Source organism: Rhizobium sp. R635 (genome assembly GCF_002211285.1).
Classification (GTDB): domain Bacteria; phylum Pseudomonadota; class Alphaproteobacteria; order Rhizobiales; family Rhizobiaceae; genus Rhizobium.
Map to the genome: position 1 here is coordinate 46565 of NZ_LOKX01000020.1, position 22087 is coordinate 68651.

The window sequence follows — 22087 nt, forward strand, 5'->3', positions numbered from 1 at the left end:
AAAACCTAGCCGAGGGCATGCCCCTGCCACAACATACGGATTGGTAAGGTTGGGCCGCGTCACCGCGAGGCCGGCCGGCGCACGATTGAGCGGGCGAATTGCCGTCATCTAAACGTCCAATTTGAGCGGATATCTTGCTGCAATCATAACTTGTCCGGTGTCATCCTGCCGGAACGATCCCGATTTCGCCGGAGGCAGAATGAAGTGGTGCTCGGAAAGCATAATACGGTCGGGCGCCCGGCTGCTTGTTTTGCTCATGCTCCCGGTGTTGTTGCATTCGCCCGCTCGTGCGTTGGACGACTTGCCCGATGACTATACGTTCGTTCCGCGTTGCGGCGGAATTTACGATCTATGCGGTTACGCCCATCGCCAGGACGAACATGAGTTGATCCCGAAGCGCTACGAACGGGTCACGATGTTCTCCGAAGGGCTCGCAGCCGTGCGCATCGACGGCCTTTTCGGCTATATCGATAAGACCGGCAAGGTCGTCATCGAACCGCGCTTCGATGTGGCCGGTCCCTTTCATGAGGGGTTTGCAGAAATACTCGTGGGCCAGAAGACGGGTGTCATCGCGAGAAACGGCGATATCGTGCTGCAGCCGCAATTCAAGCGCTCAATTCCGCTGAACGATGACATTATCCTGGTGCAAAGCGGGATCTACAGTTCGTCTATGGACACCGAATTCGCGACCCTCGGGACGGCGTTCGGCTTGTATGGTTTGCCTATGTCACGCGGCACATGGGGCTTATATCGGCTGGGCAAAGGTTGGCTGACTGCCGACAGCTATGAATTCAAGCCCTTCGGAAAATCTCTCTGGGCTCGCGATATGAGCGCTGAGAAACCTCTCTTCGGCGTGATGGGGATAGACGGCAAATGGCTGGTGCAGCCGGCATTCGATGCCGTCCAGGGCCTGCAGGACGGCCGGGCCGTGGTATCCGTCAATGTCGGGGAGCGCCAGAGGTCGCGTCTGCTCAGCGGGGCTGTCGACGCCGAGGGAAAAGTCGTCATTCCTCTTCGATATGACGGGTTGAGCTTCTGGGCTAAGGGCTATTCGGTCGTGCGGCTCAACGGGCGGGAGGGCTTCATGGACATCAGAGGCGGCCTTCTGGGAGGCAGGTTCTTCGATAAGGTCGAGCGCGACCTTGAACAAAATCCCTTTAAAGTGCTTCTCGATGGGCAGTGGTTCGGCATCAGTCGCGACGGAAGTCTCGGAGAAGTCCCCGTCGATGTTCTGAAGGAGAAACTGGCCCGTGCGGGCCGGACGAGCGAAGCTCCTAAACCGCTGAAAAACACCCAATGCGATAATGGTGTTTCGATCGTGTCCAGAGACAGCCTATGGGGTCTGGAAGGACCGGATGGACACATTCTCATCGAGCCGAAATACGAAGCAATCTCGTGTTTTCACAAGGGGGTTGCGTGGGTTCCTGATTCAGACCGACGGCTCTGGTGCCCGGTCGGACCGGACGGAAAAGTTCGCAGCAAGCCCGATTGCCGCACGACTTACTACGCCGTGGATTCCCCACATTACTATCCGGAGGCATTCGATTCCGATCCTTTCAGGAGCAGCTTGCTGTGGATGCAGGCCTTCCTGAAGCATGGTTTGGATCCCAGACATCAGCCGCCACGATTGATGGGGGGAAAGCAAGATATCAAGCCGTTCTTTGTTAACTGCGGCGATCGCAGCCCCTGCGAATAAGATCATTTTGCCGCTTCTGTTCTTCACCGTCTCGCGCTGACCGTCAGCCAACGGGTCGGCTTGCCGTCATAGCCGCCACCGTCGCGTTCACCGATGGCGATATCGCGCCAGCCGCCTTTCGTCAGCAGGTCCGACAGCCAGTCGGCGGAGGGGTAGTTGTAGTAGCGCCCGAGGCCGTCATGGCCTTCGGCGTCTCCGGCCTTGAAGCTCGCGTGGAGGAGGCCGCCCGGTCTCAGGGCGCGGCGGATGCGGGCGAAGACGTCGGGCAGTTCGGGCCGGGGGACATGGAGGAGGCTGGCATGCGCCCAGGCGCCGTCATAGGCGTTTTCGGCGTCGAGATCCTGGAACAGCATGACCTTCACGGGCCTGCCGATCCGTGCCTCGGCCTGCCTTGCGAGTTCGGCCGAGCCGTCGGTCGGCGTCACGTCGAAGCCTTGCGAGAGCATATAGGCGCTGTCCTGCCCGCCGCCGCAGCCGAGTTCGAGGATTGCGGCGCCTGGCGGAAGCCTTGCCAGGAAGGCGTCGAGCTCGTCTTTCGGCAGGTCGCGGGCCCGGTTGGCGTAAATCTCGGCGTTTTCCCTGTAGAAGGCGGAGGTGGTCTCATTGGGCATGCGGCTTCTGCGATCCTGATCGTCGGGCGGATTGAAGATGTCTATCGGGAAGCCGGTCGGCGCCGATAATGTCGAGGACGAGAATGCCGTCCGGTATTTCGCGGTAGAAGGCGACATGGCGCATGTGAAGGAGGCGGCGAAGGCCGGCGCCGAGTTCGTCGCATCGGTCTCCCATCGAAGGCGCGCGCGAGAGAAGCACGAAGATCCTGTCCCAGTCGAGAAGATAGGCGTCGGCCTGCGCCTCGCCGAAATGCAGATTGGCATATTCGTCGATGCCTGACAGCACGGCGTCCGCCGTTTGGGTCAGCCTATAGGTAGGTATCACGCAGCTTTGCCTTCGTTTCCAACAGGATATCGGGAATGCGCCGGTCGCTGACGCCGCTCTCCTCGGCTTCTCTCAGAATGTCGCGCAGTTCTTCGTCGTCGAGTTTTCGATGGTCCTGGTCCTTGACGATCAGCTCGGCCAGGAATGCGTCGGCACTGTCGTATCTGCCGCTTGCGACACGGCGCGCGACGTAATCCGCCAGATCATCCGGTAGCGAGATCGTCATTTTCGCCATTGAATTTAGCACCATCCGCACATGCCCCATCTTGTGATAGAGGCGTTGCGGCCCGCCGTCGAGCACTTGGGTCACATGCGGGTCAGTCTTTTTTGCCGATGTAGACGACGCGCTCCAGGCCCTTGAAATGGGCATCGCATGTCAGGATATCGGCATTGTGGCGCTTTCGGGAACCAGCATCAGCCCGACGGCTTGCAGGCGAGGCCGGGAGCGGCGCCCACCATGCCGGTGTCAGCGCCGCCATTTGCGTGGTCTGGAGTTCAGGCCGTGATGAGGCGCGTCCAGCCGTGCTCATCGTTCGTCACGCCCTTCTGCAGGCCGACGAGCTGCTGGCGCAGGTCGCTGGTCAGCTTGCCGGTCTGTCCGTCTCCGACCAGAAACTCGCCGCCGGCATGCCGAACCAGGCCGATGCCGGCCAGCACCGCGGCAGTGCCGCAAGCGAAGGCTTCGACGAGCCTGCCGCTGGCGGCATCCTCCTGCCATTCCGTGAAGGAGTAGGGACGCTGCTCCACGCGCAGGCCCCGTTCTTCTGCGAGCACGATGACGGAGGCGCGGGTGATGCCCGGCAGGATCGTGCCGCCGAGGGGCGGGGTCACGACCGATCCATCGTTCATCACGAAGAAGACGTTCATGCCGCCGAGTTCTTCGACCCAGCGATGCTCCGCGGCATCCAGGAAGACGACCTGATCGCAGCCCTTCTTCGCGGCTTCCGCTTGCGCCACGAGGCTGGCCGCGTAGTTTCCGCCGCATTTCGCAGCGCCGGTGCCGCCGCTGGCCGCACGGGTATATTCGGTCTCGACCCAAAGGGAGACGGCCTTCGCGCCGCCCTTGAAGTAGGCGCCGACCGGAGAGGCGATGATGCAGAAGATATATTCCTGAGCCGGACGAACCCCGAGAAACGCCTCGTTGGCGAACATGAAGGGGCGGAGGTAAAGGCTGGCGTCGCCGGACGGTATCCAGTTCTTATCGACCCGGACCAGCTCTTCGACGGCCTTCAGGAAAAGCTCTTCCGGTACTTCAGGCATCGCCATGCGGGCAGCCGACTGAGCGAAGCGGCGGGCGTTTTCTTCCGGCCGGAAGAGCAGGATGCGGCCGTCGTCGGCCTTGTAGGCCTTCATGCCTTCGAAGATTTCCTGGGCGTAGTGCAGCACGGCGCTTGCCGGATCGAGTTCCAGCGGGCGGCGCGGCGTCACCTTCGCATCGTGCCAGCCCTTGTCGGCCGTCCAGCGCGCCAGCACCATATGATCGGTGAAGATCTTGCCGAAGCCGGGTGTTTCCAGTGCCTTGATGCGATCGGCGTCGGGGACGGGAGACTTGTGGAATTCGATTGTGATTTCAGGAGAGGTCGACGTCGCGGTCATGCTGGCACCTTGATAGTCCATTGAATAATGGGCGGCACACTACTTCCCCCGGGCCGGTTTTGGAAAGGTCTGAATCGGCCGGTTTCGGCTTTTTGATGAGAGGAATAATCGCTCGAAGCGGCGAGGCAACGGGCAGGGCATTTGCGTGAAACCTCCAACGTCTGCCCAATTGGCCCGCGCTTTCGAATGCCGGGTCTCCAAACTTTGTCGCAGTGACAGGAAAATAGGTCAGCATTGTTGACATAAATTCCCCCGCGTGATCAGCTGCGGATATTAGAAAATACGAGGAAACATCCATGCTGAACTGGGACGCAATGTTTGCGACGCGCTCGTCGCGCATGCGCGCTTCGGAAATCCGCGAGCTGCTGAAGCTGCTCGACCGGCCCGACATCATCTCCTTTGCCGGCGGCATTCCGGACCCGGCGCTGTTTCCGGATCAGGAATTCAAGCAGGCCTATGCCGATATCTTCTCGGGCGCCGCCGTCAATTCGGCGCTGCAATATTCGGTGAGCGAAGGTTACAAGCCGCTGCGCGAATGGCTGGCCGGGCAGATGGCGGCCCTCGGCATTCCCTGCGATCTTGAAAACGTCTTCATCGTCTCCGGCTCGCAGCAGGGGCTCGATTATCTCGGCAAGCTCTTCCTGTCGCCAGGTGATACGGCGCTCGTGACCTGGCCGACCTATCTCGGCGCGCTGCAGGCTTTCAATGCCTATGAGCCGGCCTATGACCAGCTGACGCCTGGCGGCAACCGGACGCCGGAATCCTATCGCGCCGCCGCGGCCGCTGCCGGCGGCAAGGTGAAGTTCGCCTATCTCTCCACCGATTTCTCCAATCCCACGGGCGAAACCGTCGATCTCGCCGGCCGCAAGCGGGTGCTGGCGCTCGCCGAAGAGCTCGATATTGCCATCATCGAGGATGCGGCCTATCAGTCGCTGCGTTACGACGGCGAGCCGATCCCGCCGATCCTGGCGCTCGAAATCGCCGAGAAGGGCCATATCAACGATACGCGCACGATCTATTGCGGCAGCTTCTCCAAGACGCTGGCCCCCGGCCTTCGCGTCGGCTTCATCGTCGCCAACGCGCCCGTCATCCGCAAGCTGGTGCTGATGAAGCAGGCGGCCGACCTGCATTCCTCGACGATCAACCAGATGGCGATATCGGATGTCGCCGTGCGCGGCTTCGACAAGCAGGTCGCCAAGATCAAGGCTGTGTACAGCCACCGCCGCGACTGCATGCTGGCGGCGCTGGAAAAGTACATGCCTGAGGGCACGAGCTGGACGAAGCCGGAAGGCGGCATGTTCATCTGGATCACCTTGCCGGAAGGAATGGACGGCGCCAAGCTTTTGGCAAAATCCCTCGAAACCGCCAAGGTCGCCTTCGTCCCCGGCAAAGCCTTCTTCGCCGACGGCTCCGGCGCCAACACCTTCCGCGTCAGCTTCTCCTGCGCGAATGAGCAGATGATCGAGGATGGGATTGGTCGGTTGGGGGGGTTGATTGCTGAGGAGATTGGTGGGTAGGTGAGGGCGTATACCCTTCGGCCGATCTTCTGCAGACGTTTTTGGGAAAGGGGACGTTGCCACGATTCCGCTTCTCCCCTGCGGGGAGAAGATGCCGGCAGGCAGATGAGGGGGTGAGCAGCAAAGCTGCGAATGCGCTGAGCGTAAGCGAAGGGCAACAATGACCGGCGTGCCGTGCAGCCCCCTCATCCGACCCTACGGGCCACCGACCGGGGTTGAGCCACGGGTCTCAACCCGTCCTTCGGACCCCCGCTGGGGAGAAGAGGGAATCGAGACGTCGCCGCAGGTCCCTTCTCCCCAGCGGGGAGAAGATGCCGGCAGGCAGATGAGGGGGCCGCACGGCACGCCCTCTCATTCTTCATTCCTGTGACGTGCACAGCCGGAACGCCCTTCAAAGAATCGTCGTCCAGCCCTCGTTCGCTGTCTCGCTCTTGCCGTAGCCGACGCGGTCGGCGACGGCGCCGTCGGTGTTGCGCAGAAGCCGCCGGCTCTTTTGTGACGCCTGTCTTCCGCCGTGCAATGGCCGGCTTGCGGGCCGGCGCTATTGCTGGACATGCGGGCCGAAAAGCTCGAGGTCGGCTTCGCCGAGCCTGTCGCTCGCCGTGTTCAGCTGGTGCCAGTAGGGATAGATCACCGGCGGCAGGCTGACGGCGTCGAGGCGGTTGCGTTCGTCTTCCGTGAGCTTCAGGTCTGCGGCGGCGATGTTGTCGCGGAACTGGGCTTCGGTGCGCCCGCCGATGATGACCGAGGTGACTGCCTTGCGGCCGATCAGCCAGGCAAGCGCAACTCGAGCCGCCGAAACGCCGCGTTCTTGCCCGATCGCCACCAGCGTCTCGACGATGTTCCAGAGGCGGTTTTCGTCGCGGATCGGCGGCTCGGTCCAGCCGGCGAACTGGCGCGTGCCTTCGGGTGCTGCCTGGTTGCGGCGGTGCTTGCCGGAAAGCAGGCCGCCGGCGAGCGGGCTCCAGACCAGCACGCCGAGGCCCTGGTCGATCGAGATCGGCAGCAGTTCGTATTCGGCCTCGCGGGCTTCCAGCGTATAGTGGATCTGCTGGCTGACGAAGCGCTGGTAGCGGTGCTCGTTGGCAAGCCCAAGCGCCTTCATGATGTGCCAGCCGGAATAGTTCGAGCAGCCGACATAGCGCACCTTGCCCTGCCGGATCAGCGTGTCGAGCGCTTCCATCGTCTCTTCGAGCGGCGTCTGGCCGTCCCATTCATGCACCTGGTAGAGGTCGATGACATCGGTCCTCAGGCGCTTCAGGCTCGCCTCGCATTCGCGGATCAGGTGATAGCGCGAAAGGCCGCGGTCGTTCGGGCCGTCGCCCATGCCGAAGCGGGCCTTGGTGGCGAGCAGCACGCCCTGCGGCCGCTTGCCGCCGAGCGCCTCGCCGATGATGTTTTCGCATTCGCCTGAGGAATAGACGTTGGCGGTGTCGATCAGGTTGATGCCGGCATCGATGCAGATGTCGATCATCTTCTTCGCCTCGGAGACGCCGAGATCGCCGACCATCTTCGCCCAGCCGACGCCGCCGAAGGTCATCGTGCCCATGGTCAAAGTCGAAACCTTCAGGCCGGAGCGGCCGAGCAGACGATATTCCATTGAAACTCCTCCTTGATTGAAATGCGATTGACGTAATGCATAGCGGGGGAATGGCAAGAGCCTGAAGACCCCGCCGCTGCCACCTGTCACATGCCTGTCAACGACCCCTAATAAGGGAGGGGTGACGCAATTCCCGAGGGTCACACTCATGAAAACGATCGTTTCCGCCGCAGCGCTTCTCGCCGCGAGCCTCCTTGCCGTTCCGGCTTCGGCCGCAAACCTCGTTCTCTATACCAGCCAGCCGAACGAAGACGCGCAGGCGACGGTCGATGGCTTCATGGCCGCCAATCCCGATATCAAGGTCGACTGGGTGCGCGACGGCACGCCGAAGATCATTGCCAAGCTGCAGGCCGAGATCCAGGCCGGCAATCCGGTCGCCGATGTTCTCCTGATCGCCGACATGGTGACTCTGGAGCGCTTGAAGGAAGACGGCAAGCTGCTCGCCTACAAGTCGCCGGAAGCTGCGCAATACGATGCCAGCCTCTATGATGCCGACGGCTATTATTACTCGACCAAGCTGATCACGACCGGCATCATGTATAACACCTCGGCGGCGATGAAGCCGACGAGCTGGAAGGATCTGACCAAGCCGGAGGCCAAGGGCCTCGTCACCATGCCGAGCCCGCTCGCTTCGGGTGCCGCGCTCATCCACGCCCAGACGCTCGCCGCCGTTCCCGGCCTCGGCTGGGATTTCTACAAGGCGCTCGCCGAAAATGGCGCGATCGCGGCCGGCGGCAATGGCGCCGTGCTGAAGTCGGTCGCTTCGGGCGAGAAGGCCTACGGCATGGTCGTCGATTACCTACCGATCCGCGAGAAGGCCAAGGGTGCCCCCGTCGAATTCGTCTTCCCGAGTGAAGGCGTGTCGGCCGTCACCGAGCCGGTCGGCATTCTCGCCAGCAGCAAGAATGCCGAGGCCGCCAAGAAGTTCGTCGATTATGTGCTCTCGGAAAAGGGCCAGGAAGGCTTCCTCAAGCTCGGCTATATCCCGGCCCGCAACGGCATGAAGCTGCCGGAAGGTTTCCCGGCGCGCGACACCATCAAGGTACTGCCGATCAAGGCGGCCGAAGCTTTGAAGAATACCGACCAGGATCTGAAGACCTTCTCGGGCATTTACGGCTCGAACTGATCCTTTCATGCAAGGATATGTGAGACCGGGAAACAGCCAGCCCGCCTGGCTGTTTCCCTTTATCGTCATCGTGGTTCTTATCCTCAGCGTGCTGCCGCTCGCCCGCCTCGCCATGGTCGGGATCGCGGCTTTCGCCAGCGGCGGCGTCATCGATGTGCTGAGCGAGCCGTCGCTCTGGCAGGCCACCTATTACACCATCGTCACCGCGGTTTTGGGCACGATCATCTCGCTTGCCATCGGCTGCCTCTTCGCCTTCCTGCTGACGCTGACCGATCTTCCGGGAAAAGGCCCGCTCAGCTTCTTCTTCGTGCTGCCGATGATGATCCCGCCGCAGGTGACGGCTCTTGCCTGGGTGCAGATGTCGGGGCCGTCGAGCCCGCTGCTAAAGGCGCTGCATATCGCGCCGCCGCTGGGCTCGCCGCAGCCGCTTTATTCGGTTGCTGGCATCGCGCTGCTCTATGGCGTGCAGCATGCGCCGCTCGTCTATCTCGCGCTGCGGGCCGGGCTGATGACGCTGCCGCGCGACGGCGTCGAAGCGGCGCGGCTTTCCGGCGCCTCCAGCCTGCGCGTGTTCCGGGATATCATCCTGCCGCTGTCGCTGCCCGGCATCATCGCCGGAGCGGCGATCTCCTTCGTCTCCTGCACCGGCAATTCGGCATCCCTGCCATTCTCGGCATTCCCGCCTCGATCTACACGCTGCCGACCTTGATCTTTACCAAATTCTCAGCCTTCACCAGCCGCACCTTCGGCGATGTCGCCGTGCTTTCAGGCATTATCGCCATGATCTCGGTCGCAGGCTTGATGATCCAGGACCGGTCGCTCAGAGGCCGCGACTACCGCGTCATCGGCCTGTCGGGGGCGAGCGCCGTCTTCGAGCTCGGCGCCTGGCGCTTCGCCTTCACGCCGCTCCTCTGGGGCATCCTGTTCTTCATGCTCGCCGCACCCTTCTTTGCGCTCGTCGCCGGCGCGCTGGTGCCGGCCTATGGCGTGCCGCTGACTTTCAAGACCATGTCGCTGCATGCCTTCCAGGAGATCCTGTTCCGGCAGGCGGTGACGCGCACGGCCTTTATCAATTCACTGTCGCTCGCGAGCGCCACCGCACTCGGTCTCCTCGTGGTGACGGTGCTTGCCGCCTATGCGCTGACGCGACGGAGAGATGCCGTCTCCCGCATCGTTTCCAGCCTGATCGAGATACCCTATTCGCTGCCCGGCATCGTCATGGCGGTCTCCTTCATCCTGGTCTTCGCAGCACCGATCCCCTTCCTGCATGTCTCGCTCTACGGCACGATCTGGATCATCCTGATCGCCTATTTCTCCTCCTTCTTCGCCGTCAGCCTGAAGCCCGTCGTCAGCGCCTTCCACCAGCTCGATCCTGCGCTGGAGGAGGCCGCGCGGCTTTCCGGCGCCGGCTTCTTCCGCCGGCTTTTCGATATCGTCGTGCCGCTGATCGCACCCGCCGCCGGCGCCTCCGTGATCCTCGTCTTCCTGATCGCCTGCAACGAGCTGACGATCTCGGCGCTGCTCTGGTCGGCCGGCACCCAGACGCTCGGCGTCGCGATCTACAATCTCGATGACAGCGGCAGCTCCGACCTTGCCTCGGCGCTTTCCGTCCTCGTCGTCCTCATGGTCGTCGTCATGATGCTGCTTCTGGAGCTTCTGGCTAAACGCCTGCCGAAAGGGGTCGTCCCATGGCGAAGCTGATCCTCAATCGTGTGGCCAAGGATTTCGGCACCGGGCGCGCCGCCGTCAGTGACTTCTCGCTCGACGTGCGCGAGGGCGGGTTCCTGGCGCTGCTCGGGCCTTCCGGCTGCGGCAAGACGACGGTTCTGCGCATGATCGCCGGTTTCGAGACGCCCTCCGACGGCTCGATCCATCTCGGCGAACGACTGCTCGCCGATGCCGCGCAGTCGCTGCCGCCGGAGAAGCGCAATATGGCGATGGTCTTCCAGTCCTATGCGCTCTGGCCGCATATGAGCGTGGCGGACAATGTCGGCTATCCCCTCAAGGTGCGCGGCATTTCGGGCGATGCCTACCGGGCGAAGGTCGGCGAGGCGCTCTCCACCGTCCGGCTCGCCGACTATGCCGGCCGGCGGCCGGCCGATCTCTCCGGTGGCCAGCGCCAGCGCGTGGCGCTCGCCCGCTGCCTGGTGACATCGCCCGACGTCGTGCTGCTCGACGAGCCGCTCGCCAATCTCGACCGGCACCTGAAGCAGGAGATGGAGGAGACTTTTCGTGAGTTCCACCAGCGCTCGGGTGCCACGATGATCTACGTCACCCACGACCAGAGCGAAGCGATGGCGCTCGCGACCGACGTCGCCGTCATGTCCGAAGGGCGCCTGCTGCAGGTGGCGCCGCCGGCCGAAATCTATGCCCGGCCGGAAGGCCGCATCGTCGGCGGGCTGATCGGGCGCGGCGCGATCGTCACGCTGCCTGTCATGGGCGGCGAACGCCATCTGGAGTGGGACGAGCTGCAGGATGCGCTGCAGGCGGCCAATACCGATGGCGCCGATATCCTCGTGCGGCCGGAGGATGTGACCATCGGCGGCGAGGGCGCCCGCGCGACCGTCGAATCCGTGCTTTTCGAGGGCGAGCGCTACGCCGTCAAACTCACGCTCGGCAACGGCCAGACGCTGCGCGCCTACAGCCGCGTCGCGGTCGAGGCCGGCGAGACGGTGCGCGTCGTCATCCGCGCCGGCTGGCGGCTTTGATGGGTCGAGAGTCGGCGTCTGCAATGATCGCAATTGAAGCTCGGCAATACAGGTTGAAAATTGGCCGTATCTTCTTTCGAATCACCATAAAGTTGAATAATTCTTCGTGCGTTAATCCATCATTGAGGGACATATTCATATGCCAATTTCAGTAAAGCGTATTCGATCCGTTTTCGTGCTTTCGGCGGTTCTTTTGGGTGCCGCGAGCGTTCTCCAGGGATGCCCGTCCTTGGAGCGGGGCGAACGAACCCAGACCTTTAGCCCAAATGATTTATACCGCGGTTCAAGCAACAGGAGCTCGTCGAGCAGTCCTGATGGCGGTCACAGCCAACCTCACGATAACGCCACCTCAAGCCCGCCCAGCCATATCTAGGCGCAGACGGCACTTGTAGCATATTTCTCGGCTTGCGGTCTTTCCCTGCGGCGATTGCCGGTTAAGGTACTGCCCGCAACCGGACTCATTCCATGTCGCTTCGTCTCGCCACCTTCAACGTCGAAAACCTGCTGACCCGTTTCGATTTCACCGGCTTCCGCAACCAGTTGCGCCAGGACCGCGTGATCAAGCTTTTCGAGGTGAACAACGAGGGTGTCTATCAGCAGCTCGAGCAGGCGCGCGTGATCGCGGCGACCGACGACACCAGGCAGATGACGGCGCTGGCGATTGCAGATGCGGATGCCGATATTCTCTGCCTGCAGGAAATCGACAATATGGCCGCCCTGCATGCCTTCGAATACGGCTATCTCTTCCGCATGGTCGGAAACGGCTACCGGCAGAAATTCCTGGTGGAAGGCAATGACAGCCGCGGCATCGATGTCGCCGTCCTGATGCGCGAGGAAACGCGCGACGGCCAGAAGATCGAGCTTCGGGATATCAGAAGCCACGCGATGACGACCTATCGCGACTTCGATCTCTTCGACGAGGAACTGGCGCTCACCAGCCGCATCGACGACAAGATCTTCAAGCGCGATTGCCTGGAGCTCGATCTTCTGATCGGCGGCCGGCCGCTTTCGCTCTATGTCGTGCATTTCAAATCGATGGGCAATCCGCGCGACGGGCTCGACGGGCGCCAGTCGACCATGCCGATCCGCCGGGCCGAGGCGCGCGCCGTGCGCCGCATCATCGAGGATCGCTTCGGGGCCGGCCACACAGCCTCGAAGAGTTTCGCCATCTGCGGCGACATGAATGACTACCAGGAGCGCGTCGACGTCATCGGCCGGCGCGGCGCCGGCTATCGCTTCGAACATCAGCAAGAGGCCGAAAGCGCGCTTGACGTTTTCAGCCGCGACGGCTTCGCCGAAAACGTCGTGCGCCGGCGCGAGGCCCTCGACCGCTGGACGCTCTATCACTCCCGCGGGCCGCAGGAGCAGTGGCTCTGCCAGCTCGACTATCTCTGGCTTTCGCCGGCACTCGCCGCCCATAATGCCGGCCGCCTGCCTGAAATCATCCGCAGCGGCCAGCCCTATCGCACCATCTTCCCGCCGGGGCAGGAGGTGGAGCGTTATCCCCGCACCGGTTGGGACCGGCCGAAGGCCTCCGACCATTGCCCCGTCGTCATGACACTGGATCTCCCCTGAAAGCGACCATGAAAACCAATTTGAGCTTGAATATTCCGGATACCGATTTTTCCGACGATTTCGCCGGCTGGCCGCCCGAGAGCACCGTCTTCCCGATCGCGGGCGTCGATCTCCGCGTCCTGCCCGGCACGCATCCTTTCGTTGCCGCCGAGGAGACTGACATCCGCGAGAACTGGGCGAAGGAGACGGCCGCCAATCCGGCATTGTTCGACGGGCGGCTGGTGTTTCAGCAGCGGCTGTCGCTCGGCCGGGAGGGGATTTCCGGCGAGGGTTACGTCACGCCGTTTTCCGCCTTCATGTACTGGCGCCGCCAGCCGCAGCGCCAGGGCGGCATCCACATCTTCGCCTATCCCGTGCTCGAAAGCGCCGACGGCGCGCTGGTGGCGATCCGCATGGGCGCGCACACGGCCAATGCCGGCCAGGTCTATTTCGCCGCCGGCTCGCTGGAGGCGGAGGACATCGTCGACGGGCGCTGCGATGTCGAGGCCAACATGCGCCGCGAGGTCCACGAGGAGACCGGCCTCGATCTTTCCGATGCCGCGGCGGGGCAGGGGCTCTATGCCAGCCACGCCCACCGCACGGTGACGCTGATGCGCCTCTTCCGCTTCGACCTGACGGCCGACGAGATGGTGAAACGGATCGAGGCCCACATGCTGGTCGCCGAAGACAAGGAAATCGCCGGTGCCGTGGCGATCCGCTCGGCCGATCATGCGGCCTATCCGTATAACCGGGCGATGCTGCCGGTGATTGATTGGTATTTCGGGAATAAGGGCATGTAGGGTGCGGCCATCGGAGGCGGGTGGGTTAGCACCGGCATGCCGTGCGGCACCCCCCTCTGTCCGGCAGGACAGAGGGGGGGGCCCACGGCGCGCTCTCTCCCCCTTCCGCTGACACGCTCTTCGAGCGCCCCCGAAAAACAAAAAATCGATTTTCATTAAGCATCACGCGCAAATTCAAGACCGCCGGCGCCTCCCGCCGGACATGCGTTGTTGTTACTGGACTTAGCGCCTTGCACTCGGCCGCTCGGTCGGGCAGGTTGACGGCGCGATGATCGATTCAAGGAGGCCGATGTGGCGCGAAGCTACAGCGTCTATGACGTGTTCACCGATCGAAAGCTTGCCGGCAATCCGCTGGCGGTGATCTTCGACGGAGACGATCTCAGCGACGAGGCGATGCAGGCGATTACCCGGGAGATCAATCTCTCGGAGACGGTTTTCGTGCAGCCTTCGAGCAATCCCGCCTATGCGGCCAGGATCAGGATTTTCACGCCGGGGCGCGAATTGCCGTTTGCCGGCCATCCGACGGTCGGCACGGCGATTGCGCTCGCCGAACGCACGCATGGCGACGTCAACCGCGATCTCGTCACCGTCATCGAGGAAAATGTCGGGCCGGTGCGCTGCGCCGTGCGGCTCAGGGAAGGCGAGGCTAGCTTTGCCGAATTCGATCTGCCGCGCAAATCGCAGCAGGCCGTCATGCCGCTCGACAAGCTCGGCATGGCCGACGCGCTGTCGCTGAAGGTGACGGAGATCGGCTTCGAAAATCACGTGCCCTCGGTCTGGACCGCCGGCGTGCCCTTCCTGCTCATTCCGGTGCATGATGTCGGCGCCGCGCAGCGGGTCGATTTCGATCCGCAGCTCTGGGAAAAGATCGTGCCCTTCGTCGACGGCGCGCTCGCCTCGGCCTATGTCTATTGCCGCGGCGGCGTCAACCACGTGGCGAAGTTCCATGCGCGCATGTTCGCAAGCGGCATGGGCATTGTCGAGGACCCGGCGACCGGCGCGGCCGCGGCCGCACTCTCCGGCGCCATCCACCATTTCGACCGGCTGACGGACGGGCACCACCCGATCATGATCGAGCAGGGCGTCGAGATGGACCGGCCGTCCTTCATCCACCTGCATATCGATGTCGACGGCGGGGTGATCTCCAACGCCCGGATCGGCGGCCAGGCGGTGCGGCTGGCAAGCGGCACGCTCGACCTTTGATTTGATGGAACGTGCTTAGCGCATCCGTCAGGCCAAGCACGCTCTATCACTTTGAATCGGCGCATAATCCTTTCCGAAAACCGGTTCCGGTTTTGGGGCTCATGCGCCGCATTTCACCCATCCGCAAAAATCTTTGAGATTAACCAAAGAATTTTCGCCGATGCGCTGGACAAGCCTGCCGATCCTGTTTATACGCCCCGTCACACCGCGCAGCCAAGCGCGAACGGGTGATTAGCTCAGTTGGTAGAGCAGCTGACTCTTAATCAGCGGGTCGTAGGTTCGAGCCCTACATCACCCACCATTTTTCCTGAAATCATTGATATATTTTGGTTCAGGCCGGATTTTCCGGCCTGTTGGAAATTGCTCCGGAAACGGGCGATGTGATTGACACTGGTCACATCGCGCTGCGCGCTCTATCTCCCTATCTTAAACGGGGAGTTCCATGAAAAGCGTCATCGTTGCCGTCGCCTTGTCGCTGCTGCCGCTGCCGCTGCCGGCTTTTGCCGCCGGGGTGACGGAAGTCAAAGCGAACGCCCATAGCTGCGGCGAGATTGCGCAGATCATCCGTCAGAATAAGAAGGTCTTCGTTCGCGTCGGCTTCGGCGGGCGCAGCTTTCGTTATCCCCCTGCGCAATGCGGCCCGGGCGACAAGCGCAGTACGGGCAGTTTTCGCGATGCGGAGGGAAAGCAGTGCGTTCTCGATTACGCCTGTGTCTACGACCCGGCGTCGCTCTATAATTTCCCCTGATGCACTGCGCGTTGAAGCTGATGCCGCTTTGAATCCTGCGGTTGAAAATTTCTATTTTGGCGTCTTGACTCCTCGGTGATTTGGAACAAAATAAGAACAGATTTGACGAGGGACGGACGAGCTAAATGTACCGGAGGATTAGGGAAATCGTGAGCGAGGCGGCTATCGGGTCGTTCCCGCGCCGGCCGTAGCCGCGATGCCTGACATCGGTCTCTCATATCAGGAGTTGTGTATGAAATGCGTCGTTATGGTTCTTGCGTTGCTGCTGCCGTCGGCGGTCCTTGCCGCCGAGACCGTGGAGGTCAATGCCAGGGACCACAGCTGCGCGGAGCTCAGGCGCGTCATCCAGCAGGAGAAGCGGGTGTTCGTGCGCATGGGCTTCGGCGGCCGCAGCTTCCGCTATCCGCCGGCGAGATGCAATCTGGGGGACAAGTACGACACGGCAAGGGTGAGAGATGCAGACGGCAAGATCTGCATCCTCGACCACGAGTGCGTCTACGACCCTCAGTCCTTCTATAACAGAATTCCCAACTAGCCTCTGAAGCCAAGCATCGCCATGTCAACGAGCCTGAAAAGGCGCGAACGGGATCGGCTTGCCCGGCGCAGGGCGGCGAGGCGGGAAGGGCAGGGAGGGAACGAATGAAATCAGAGCTTTATGGCAAGGGTTGAAGCCTTCAACCTTCACTTTGGGAGACTATCATGCGTAGATTCGTTTTTGTGGTGGCGATGCTGATATCAGGCCAGGCTTTTGCCGGCTGCGAGCTCATCTCCGGTCCGTGCTGGACGGAGGGCCGCGATACCTACACGATGGAGCGGAATTCCGGCGGCAGCTACAACACGAACCGCAACGGCGATCCCTATTCGCAGACCCGGCAGAACCTCGGCGGCAGCTACACCGAAACCGTCTACGGAGGCGGTTCGCGCACCTATAATTACGATCCCTATAAGGGGTTCGACAGCAAGAAGCGCAAAAGCGGCTGGTAGCCCGGGCGCGTTCGGCGTCGTTGACGAGGACAAGAAAAAAGGCCGGGCGAAACTCGCACCGACCTTCCTCAATCTGTCTCGATGACGGCTGCCAGTACATCCGTGGTCAGCCGTCAGAGACAAATTTTATAATCTCTAAATAAGTGGCGATTGCGGTTATTCAAGGGCCGGACGCAGAAAAGACGCTGGTCCCAGTCGCGTGGGATCCGGGTCGCCTCGAGATCAGGGCCATGCGCTGCTCATGCATAGATCCTCCTTGGCGTGTCCTGGCGGATACGCCAAGGAGGATCTAGAGCAATTCCGCTTTTCTTCGAATCACGGAACTGCTCTAGATCTTGGTTTTCACGCAATTCCGGACGCAAAACCGCTGCACACTTTTGCTGGAATTGCTGTAGCGCGCAAGACCGGGCAGCGGTTACTGCTGGGCAGGGGCAGCCGGCGGAGTGGCCGGTGCGGGTGCCGGAGCAGGCGTTGCGCTGTTATCGGTCGGAGCCATCGGCGTGGCCGGCGCCGGCTCGGACTGGGTCGTGGAGGCCGTCGTATCCGGCGAAGTGCCCGGAGGTGTGCTGCTCCACTGCGAATAGGCGAATGCAGCGACAGCGATCACGGCCAATGCAGCAACCCAAACAACCCACGTATTGCTGTTGCGCGCTGTTGGCGTCGTGCGCAAGTCCAGATTCGGGTTCAGCGGGCGGTTCGGATCGTTGGCATTATTGGGGTCGTACGTCATGGTACTTTCTCCTCTTTCGGTGAGAGAGAAATGGCCGAGTGGGCATTTTGTTCCATTCTGGGGCCGAAGTGCTTGTGTTGGCGGGGTTTTTGGGGCTGGAGGGGCTTCTTGGGCGTCGGTGCATTGTTGCCCTTCGCTTACGCTCAGCGAAGCCAGGCAATGAAAGTTTTGCCGTGTAGCCCCCTCATCTGCCTGCCGGCATCGACCGGGGCGAGGAGCATCAGCGACGAACGCCTTGAGCGGCAAGCGAAAGGCATCGCGGAGGATGACACCCGAAGAGACCACCGGGCTGTCACACACACAGCACAACCGTCATGTAGACAGTCATAACCGCAGCGTAAGCGTCGTCCTTGACAGGACGGGGTCTCTTTGCCAATGCTTTAGGTCTGGGGTCGCGATCACCCCACGAGGCGACACGCTGAAGAATCGCGTCCGGTAAAACCGATCAACGGAGGGACGCGTCATGCCGTCATTTCTCGAAATATCTCCCGACAAGCTCAATCGCCTCATCGGAACCCCCGGTGCGCCCTGTATCATCGACGTCCGCACCGACGAGGATTTCGCGCTCGACCCGCGCCTGGTGCCGGGCTCGGTCCGGCATGGCCATGCCGATGTTGGTTCCTGGGCCGATAGCATCGATGCCGATGCCGTCGTCGTGGTTTGCCAAAGGGGCGCCAAGCTCAGCCATGGCGTCGCCGCCTATCTCAGGCATGCCGGGATCGAGGCCGAAACCCTCGAAGGCGGCTTCGAAGCCTGGGTCGCGGCCGGACCTGTCGTGCCCGAGGCGAAGCTGCCGCGCCGCGATGCGCAGGGGCGCACCGTCTGGGTGACACGGGCGCGGCCGAAGATCGACCGCATCGCCTGCCCTTGGCTGATCCGGCGCTTCGTCGATCCCAACGCCGTCTTCCTGTTCGTGCCGGCGCCCGAAGTCATCGCCGTCGGCGAGCGCTTCGGGGCCGTGCCCTTCGATATCGAGGACGTGTTCTGGAGCCATCGCGGCGAGCTTTGCACCTTCGACGTGATGGTCGAGGAGTTCGGGCTGGCGTCCGAACCGCTCCTGCACCTCGCGAAGATCGTCAGGGCGGCGGATACCGCACGGCTCGATCTCGCGCCCGAGGCATCCGGCCTGCTTGCCGCCTCGCTCGGTCTTTCGAGAATGTATTCCGACGATCTGGAGCAGCTCGAGGCCGGCATGCTTCTCTACGATGCCTTCTTCCGCTGGTGCCGCGATGCGACTGAAGAAACCCACAACTGGCCCGCGCCGAAAAAGAGGGCGTGAGATGGTCGAGATGACGGAGAATGCGCCCGCGGGCCAGGCGGGGAAGAAGGATGCGGGCGAGGGGCATCATCACGGCGTCTCGTTCGGGGAGGCTTTCCGGGTGTGGCTGCGCGTCGCCGCCTTGAGCTTCGGCGGCCCGGCCGGCCAGATCGCCGTCATGCACCGGATCATCGTCGATGAGAAGCGGTGGATCGGCGAACACCGTTTCCTGCATGCGCTGAATTATTGCATGCTGCTTCCCGGCCCGGAGGCGCAGCAGCTCGCCGTCTATATCGGCTGGCTGATGCATCGCACGTTGGGCGGCCTCGTCGCCGGCGTGCTCTTCGTGCTGCCGGGCTTCCTGTCGATCCTCGCCCTCAGCTATATCTACGCCGCTTACGGCAGTGTCGGCATCGTTGCCGGCCTGTTCTTCGGGCTGAAGGCGGCCGTGCTTGCCGTCGTCGTGCAGGCCGTCATCCGCATCGGCGGCCGGGCGCTCCGGAACCGCGTCATGCTGGCGATTGCGGCCGCGGCCTTCGTCGCCATCTTCTTCTTTCATGTGCCGTTCCCGCTGATCGTGCTGGCTGCCGCCATCGGGGGTTTCTTCGGTGGCCGCTTCGGGCTCGAAGCCTTCAGCCCCGGCGGCGGCCACAAGGCCGCAAGCGGCGCGGTGCTGTCGGATGCCGACTCGGCGCTCGGCGAGGGCATACCCGATCATGCGCGTCCCAATCTCGCCTGGTCGCTGCGCATCTCGGCGGCGCTGCTTGCCCTCTGGCTCGTGCCTGTCGCCGTACTTTACGCGTTCTTCGGGCCGGGCGACGTCTTCAGCCAGATCGGCCTGTTCTTCAGCAAGATGGCGGTCGTCACCTTCGGCGGGGCCTATGCCGCGCTCGCCTATGTCGCGCAGGAGGCCGTGCAGCATTTCGGCTGGCTGAAACCCGGCGAGATGCTCGATGGCCTCGGCATGGCCGAGACGACGCCAGGGCCGCTGATCATGGTGCTCCAGTTCGTCGGCTTCATGGGCGCCTTCCGCAATCCCGGCTCGCTCGATCCGATGCTGGCGGCCACGCTCGCCGCGATCCTGACGACCTGGGTGACGTTCGTGCCCTGTTTCCTCTGGATCTTCCTCGGTGCGCCCTTCATCGAAAAGCTGCGTGGCAATGTGGCGCTCGCCGGTGCGATGTCGGCGATCACGGCGGCGGTGGTAGGCGTCATCCTCAACCTTGCCATCTGGTTCGGCCTGCACACGCTGTTTGCCGAAGTCGCCACCGTCAGCCTCGGCAGCCTGCGGCTCGATGTTCCCGTGCTGCAATCGGCCGTGCCGGCGGCCATCGCGCTCTCGGCCGCCGCCGCCATCGCGATCTTCCGCTTGAAGACCTCCGTCATCACGACGCTCTTCGCCTGCGCGATCGCCGGCATGCTCTGGACGCTGGCGGTGAGCTAACCTTCCATGCCGTTCGCCGGGACGCGCGTCGCCAGGATCTTGTCGATGCGCATGCCGTCCATGTCGATCACTTCGAAGCGCCAGTCTTCGAAGAGGAAGGTTTCGCCGGTTTCGGGGATGTGCTGGAGCTGGTGCAGGGCAAAGCCCGCAAGCGTGTGGAAGTCGGCATCCGGGCGGTCCTTGAGGCCCAGCCGTTCGAAGGCGTCGAAGGCGGGCATCATCGCGTCGATCAGCAGCGAGCCGTCCTCGCGGACGATGATGTCGGGTTCCTCGTCGGCCCCCGGCAGATCGCCGGCGATGGCTTCCAGCAGGTCGGTTTGGGTGACGATGCCTTCGAGGCTGCCATATTCGTCGATGACGATGGCGAGGCGCACGGGTGAGGCCTTGAAGCTGTCGATCACCCGCACGACCTTGGTGCCCTCGTGCAGCACCAGCGGCTGCCTGATCACATCCATCGGCCGCACTTTGCCGCCGTCGAGCACCTGGTCGAGAAGATCCTTCTTCAACACCATGCCGATCGGCTCGTCGATCGAGCCGCGGGCGACCAGCAGCTGTTCATGGCCGCATTCGCGGATCGTCTTCAGGATCTCGGCCTCGCTGTCGTCGGCATCGAACCATTCGATATCGAGGCGCGGCGTCATGATGTCGGAGATCGGCCGGTCGCCGATGTTGAACACCCGCTCGACGAGCTGCTGCTGCACCGGGTTCAACAGGCCGGCCTCCTGGCTCTCGGCGACGAGCAGCTTCAGCTCCTGCGGCGAATGGAAGGAAGATTCCCCGGTGCCGGCGCGAAGGCCGACGGCGCGCAGCACGAGATTGCCCATGCCGTTCAGCGTGAAGATCGCCGGCTTGAACAGCACCAGGAAGAGCCCGAGCGGGCGCACCACTGCAAGCGAGGTGGCTTCGCTGCGCTGGAGCGCCAGGCTTTTCGGCGCGAGTTCGCCGAGCACGATATGCAGCGCGGTGATGATGACGAAGGCAATGACGATGGCGACGGTATGGGCGCCCGTCGTCGCCCATTGCCCGGGCAGCCAGGAGAGCAGGGGCTCGATCAGATGGGCAAGCGCCGGCTCGCCGACCCAGCCGAGCGCCAGCGAGGAGATGGTGATGCCGAGCTGGGTTGCCGCGAGATTGGCGTCGAGATTGTCGACGGCGCGCTGAAGGGCCTTGGCATTCATCCTGCCCGCCGCGACGAGCTCGGCGACACGGCTGCGCCTGACGGACACCATCGCAAATTCGGCGGCGACGAAAAAGCCATTGGCGGCCACGAGAAAAAACACGGCGAATATCCCGACATAGTCGAGGAGCCCACCCGCGGATTCGGACATGTTTTCCTTACCTCTGAATTGACGCGAGTCCGAAACTACACGCTGGTACAATGCTGGCAAGGCGCAGCCGGTATTCTTTCCTCCTGTGACGAGCACAGGAATGAGGGAGGAAAGATGGAGCCCGTTGGCCATCTCCAAGGGTGAGGCGAGCGCGGTAGAATGGAAAAGCAACGCCGAGCGCGTGCTTCGCAAAGCGCTCTTTGGGCTGATTTATAAGTTTAATCTAAAATATAAACTTGGCTTCGCATGCCTTGGATTCCATTACGAAAGTTTAATTTAAATTTCAGTTTCGGTTCATGTTTTCGGGCCTAGTTTTATCCCGTGCCCCACACAAGGAACCCCAACATGAAAAAGATCTTTGCAGCTCTTCTTTCCGCCTCCTTCCTTCTTTCGCCGATCGTCGCCTCCCAGGCCAGCGCGGATGATTTTCGCCGGCCGCCTGTCGTCGAGAGGAAGGTGATCGTCAAGAAAACGGTCATCCGGTCGCATTGGAAGAAGGGTTATCGCGTCAATGCCAATGAGCGCCGCCGGTTTCATGACGTCAATGATTACCGCCGCTACCGCCTGGCGCCTCCGCCGCGCGGCTATCACTGGGTCCGCGCCGACAACGACTTCCTGCTGATCGGTGTCGCCAGCGGGGTGATCTCCAGCATCATTGCCGGGCGCTGATTGGGAGTGGGTGAGGGCGGCGGAGGCCGCCCTTCGTTCGTTGATGAGCTTCGCTCTTACTCAACGTCATCCTCGGCCTTGTGCCACTGGTGTCCGGTTTAAATTTGGTGGACAAGGCGCACGGTGTTGATTCTACTCGTATTCGGATGTTTGGCGACAATCCCGGACACGAAAGAGAGGCAACACCGTG

20 protein-coding genes, 1 tRNA gene and 1 pseudogene are annotated in these 22087 nt (G+C 62.4%); 15 read left to right on the top strand and 7 right to left on the bottom strand.

What is annotated here, in order from left to right; translation table 11 throughout:
* Positions 1-199: 199 nt before the first annotated feature.
* Positions 200-1696, top strand: coding sequence for a WG repeat-containing protein (locus ATY78_RS16020; RefSeq protein WP_088683301.1), 1497 nt, complete (start codon positions 200-202; stop codon positions 1694-1696).
* Between the two features lie 23 nt (positions 1697-1719).
* Here ATY78_RS16020 and ATY78_RS16025 read toward each other — a convergent pair whose 3' ends face one another.
* From ATY78_RS16025 to ATY78_RS16045, 4 genes are all read right to left on the bottom strand, one after another.
* Complete coding sequence (locus tag ATY78_RS16025) at positions 1720-2307, bottom strand: class I SAM-dependent methyltransferase (RefSeq protein ID WP_088683302.1); 588 nt, start codon at positions 2305-2307, stop codon at positions 1720-1722.
* The gene (locus ATY78_RS16030; RefSeq protein WP_088683303.1) at positions 2297-2632 is read right to left on the bottom strand and encodes a type II toxin-antitoxin system RelE/ParE family toxin; all 336 of its coding nucleotides are present in this window, start codon (positions 2630-2632) and stop codon (positions 2297-2299) included. Before ATY78_RS16030 ends, ATY78_RS16025 begins: the two co-directional genes overlap by 11 nt.
* The gene (locus ATY78_RS16035; RefSeq protein ID WP_088683304.1) at positions 2616-2867 is read right to left on the bottom strand and encodes a transcriptional regulator; all 252 of its coding nucleotides are present in this window, start codon (positions 2865-2867) and stop codon (positions 2616-2618) included. Before ATY78_RS16035 ends, ATY78_RS16030 begins: the two co-directional genes overlap by 17 nt.
* A 260-nt stretch (positions 2868-3127) precedes the next feature.
* Positions 3128-4228 carry a branched-chain amino acid aminotransferase gene (locus ATY78_RS16045; RefSeq protein WP_088683326.1) on the bottom strand — a complete coding sequence of 367 codons (1101 nt, stop codon included), beginning with the start codon at positions 4226-4228 and terminating at the stop codon, positions 3128-3130.
* Between the two features lie 296 nt (positions 4229-4524).
* Here ATY78_RS16045 and ATY78_RS16050 point away from each other — a divergent pair, with 296 nt between their 5' ends.
* Positions 4525-5745 (top strand): PLP-dependent aminotransferase family protein, encoded by a 1221-nt coding sequence (locus ATY78_RS16050; protein WP_088683305.1) that lies wholly within the window; start codon positions 4525-4527, stop codon positions 5743-5745.
* Between the two features lie 541 nt (positions 5746-6286).
* Here the strand turns inward: ATY78_RS16050 and ATY78_RS16055 are convergent.
* Positions 6287-7345 carry an aldo/keto reductase gene (locus tag ATY78_RS16055; protein ID WP_088683306.1) on the bottom strand — a complete coding sequence of 353 codons (1059 nt, stop codon included), beginning with the start codon at positions 7343-7345 and terminating at the stop codon, positions 6287-6289.
* A gap of 148 nt (positions 7346-7493) precedes the next feature.
* Between ATY78_RS16055 and ATY78_RS16060 the strand changes: the two genes are divergently transcribed.
* From ATY78_RS16060 to ATY78_RS16105, 10 genes and pseudogenes are all read left to right on the top strand, one after another.
* On the top strand, positions 7494-8471 hold the full coding sequence (locus tag ATY78_RS16060; protein ID WP_088683307.1) for an ABC transporter substrate-binding protein: 978 nt from the start codon (positions 7494-7496) through the stop codon (positions 8469-8471).
* A 7-nt stretch (positions 8472-8478) separates the two neighbouring features.
* A pseudogene (locus ATY78_RS16065) lies at positions 8479-10172 on the top strand (iron ABC transporter permease).
* Complete coding sequence (locus ATY78_RS16070; protein WP_088683308.1) at positions 10160-11179, top strand: ABC transporter ATP-binding protein; 1020 nt, start codon at positions 10160-10162, stop codon at positions 11177-11179. Before ATY78_RS16065 ends, ATY78_RS16070 begins: the two are co-directional and overlap by 13 nt.
* A 465-nt stretch (positions 11180-11644) precedes the next feature.
* The gene (locus ATY78_RS16075) at positions 11645-12754 is read left to right on the top strand and encodes an endonuclease/exonuclease/phosphatase family protein (protein ID WP_088683309.1); all 1110 of its coding nucleotides are present in this window, start codon (positions 11645-11647) and stop codon (positions 12752-12754) included.
* Between the two features lie 8 nt (positions 12755-12762).
* Positions 12763-13533 carry a DNA mismatch repair protein MutT gene (locus tag ATY78_RS16080; protein ID WP_088683310.1) on the top strand — a complete coding sequence of 257 codons (771 nt, stop codon included), beginning with the start codon at positions 12763-12765 and terminating at the stop codon, positions 13531-13533.
* A gap of 291 nt (positions 13534-13824) precedes the next feature.
* On the top strand, positions 13825-14736 hold the full coding sequence (locus ATY78_RS16085) for a PhzF family phenazine biosynthesis protein (protein WP_088683311.1): 912 nt from the start codon (positions 13825-13827) through the stop codon (positions 14734-14736).
* Between the two features lie 225 nt (positions 14737-14961).
* A tRNA-Lys gene (locus ATY78_RS16090) sits at positions 14962-15037 on the top strand.
* A gap of 141 nt (positions 15038-15178) precedes the next feature.
* Positions 15179-15484 carry a hypothetical protein gene (locus ATY78_RS16095; RefSeq protein ID WP_088683312.1) on the top strand — a complete coding sequence of 102 codons (306 nt, stop codon included), beginning with the start codon at positions 15179-15181 and terminating at the stop codon, positions 15482-15484.
* A 232-nt stretch (positions 15485-15716) separates the two neighbouring features.
* Positions 15717-16019, top strand: coding sequence for a hypothetical protein (locus ATY78_RS16100; RefSeq protein ID WP_088683313.1), 303 nt, complete (start codon positions 15717-15719; stop codon positions 16017-16019).
* Positions 16020-16183: 164 nt separating this feature from the next.
* Positions 16184-16468 carry a hypothetical protein gene (locus tag ATY78_RS16105; RefSeq protein ID WP_088683314.1) on the top strand — a complete coding sequence of 95 codons (285 nt, stop codon included), beginning with the start codon at positions 16184-16186 and terminating at the stop codon, positions 16466-16468.
* A gap of 415 nt (positions 16469-16883) precedes the next feature.
* On the opposite strand, the gene ATY78_RS16110 is transcribed toward ATY78_RS16105, so the two are convergent.
* The gene (locus ATY78_RS16110) at positions 16884-17198 is read right to left on the bottom strand and encodes a hypothetical protein (protein ID WP_088683315.1); all 315 of its coding nucleotides are present in this window, start codon (positions 17196-17198) and stop codon (positions 16884-16886) included.
* Between the two features lie 463 nt (positions 17199-17661).
* On the opposite strand from ATY78_RS16110, the gene ATY78_RS16115 reads away from it, so the two are divergent.
* Both ATY78_RS16115 and chrA read left to right on the top strand, forming a co-directional pair.
* Complete coding sequence (locus ATY78_RS16115; protein ID WP_088683316.1) at positions 17662-18477, top strand: sulfurtransferase/chromate resistance protein; 816 nt, start codon at positions 17662-17664, stop codon at positions 18475-18477.
* A gap of 1 nt (position 18478) precedes the next feature.
* Entirely contained in the window at positions 18479-19900 is a 1422-nt protein-coding gene (chrA, locus tag ATY78_RS16120; RefSeq protein ID WP_088683317.1) for a chromate efflux transporter, read from the top strand.
* Here chrA and ATY78_RS16125 read toward each other — a convergent pair.
* Positions 19897-21228 (bottom strand): hemolysin family protein, encoded by a 1332-nt coding sequence (locus ATY78_RS16125; RefSeq protein ID WP_088683318.1) that lies wholly within the window; start codon positions 21226-21228, stop codon positions 19897-19899. The genes chrA and ATY78_RS16125 overlap by 4 nt on opposite strands.
* Before the next feature lie 345 nt (positions 21229-21573).
* On the opposite strand from ATY78_RS16125, the gene ATY78_RS16135 reads away from it, so the two are divergent.
* Entirely contained in the window at positions 21574-21897 is a 324-nt protein-coding gene (locus tag ATY78_RS16135) for an RcnB family protein (protein WP_088683320.1), read from the top strand.
* Positions 21898-22087 lie beyond the last annotated feature (190 nt).

Coding starts and splice junctions, on each gene's coding strand:
- ATY78_RS16070 (WP_088683308.1), top strand. CDS start 10,160: ATGGCGAAGCTGATCCTCAATCGTGTGGCCAAGGATTTCGGCACCGGG.
- ATY78_RS16100 (WP_088683313.1), top strand. CDS start 15,717: ATGAAATGCGTCGTTATGGTTCTTGCGTTGCTGCTGCCGTCGGCGGTC.
- ATY78_RS16025 (WP_088683302.1), bottom strand. CDS start 2,307: ATGCCCAATGAGACCACCTCCGCCTTCTACAGGGAAAACGCCGAGATT.
- ATY78_RS16095 (WP_088683312.1), top strand. CDS start 15,179: ATGAAAAGCGTCATCGTTGCCGTCGCCTTGTCGCTGCTGCCGCTGCCG.
- ATY78_RS16020 (WP_088683301.1), top strand. CDS start 200: ATGAAGTGGTGCTCGGAAAGCATAATACGGTCGGGCGCCCGGCTGCTT.
- ATY78_RS16035 (WP_088683304.1), bottom strand. CDS start 2,867: ATGGCGAAAATGACGATCTCGCTACCGGATGATCTGGCGGATTACGTC.
- ATY78_RS16125 (WP_088683318.1), bottom strand. CDS start 21,228: ATGTCCGAATCCGCGGGTGGGCTCCTCGACTATGTCGGGATATTCGCC.
- ATY78_RS16105 (WP_088683314.1), top strand. CDS start 16,184: ATGCGTAGATTCGTTTTTGTGGTGGCGATGCTGATATCAGGCCAGGCT.
- ATY78_RS16050 (WP_088683305.1), top strand. CDS start 4,525: ATGCTGAACTGGGACGCAATGTTTGCGACGCGCTCGTCGCGCATGCGC.
- ATY78_RS16115 (WP_088683316.1), top strand. CDS start 17,662: ATGCCGTCATTTCTCGAAATATCTCCCGACAAGCTCAATCGCCTCATC.
- chrA (WP_088683317.1), top strand. CDS start 18,479: ATGGTCGAGATGACGGAGAATGCGCCCGCGGGCCAGGCGGGGAAGAAG.
- ATY78_RS16055 (WP_088683306.1), bottom strand. CDS start 7,345: ATGGAATATCGTCTGCTCGGCCGCTCCGGCCTGAAGGTTTCGACTTTG.
- ATY78_RS16110 (WP_088683315.1), bottom strand. CDS start 17,198: ATGACGTACGACCCCAATAATGCCAACGATCCGAACCGCCCGCTGAAC.
- ATY78_RS16075 (WP_088683309.1), top strand. CDS start 11,645: ATGTCGCTTCGTCTCGCCACCTTCAACGTCGAAAACCTGCTGACCCGT.
- ATY78_RS16135 (WP_088683320.1), top strand. CDS start 21,574: ATGAAAAAGATCTTTGCAGCTCTTCTTTCCGCCTCCTTCCTTCTTTCG.
- ATY78_RS16045 (WP_088683326.1), bottom strand. CDS start 4,228: ATGACCGCGACGTCGACCTCTCCTGAAATCACAATCGAATTCCACAAG.
- ATY78_RS16060 (WP_088683307.1), top strand. CDS start 7,494: ATGAAAACGATCGTTTCCGCCGCAGCGCTTCTCGCCGCGAGCCTCCTT.
- ATY78_RS16080 (WP_088683310.1), top strand. CDS start 12,763: ATGAAAACCAATTTGAGCTTGAATATTCCGGATACCGATTTTTCCGAC.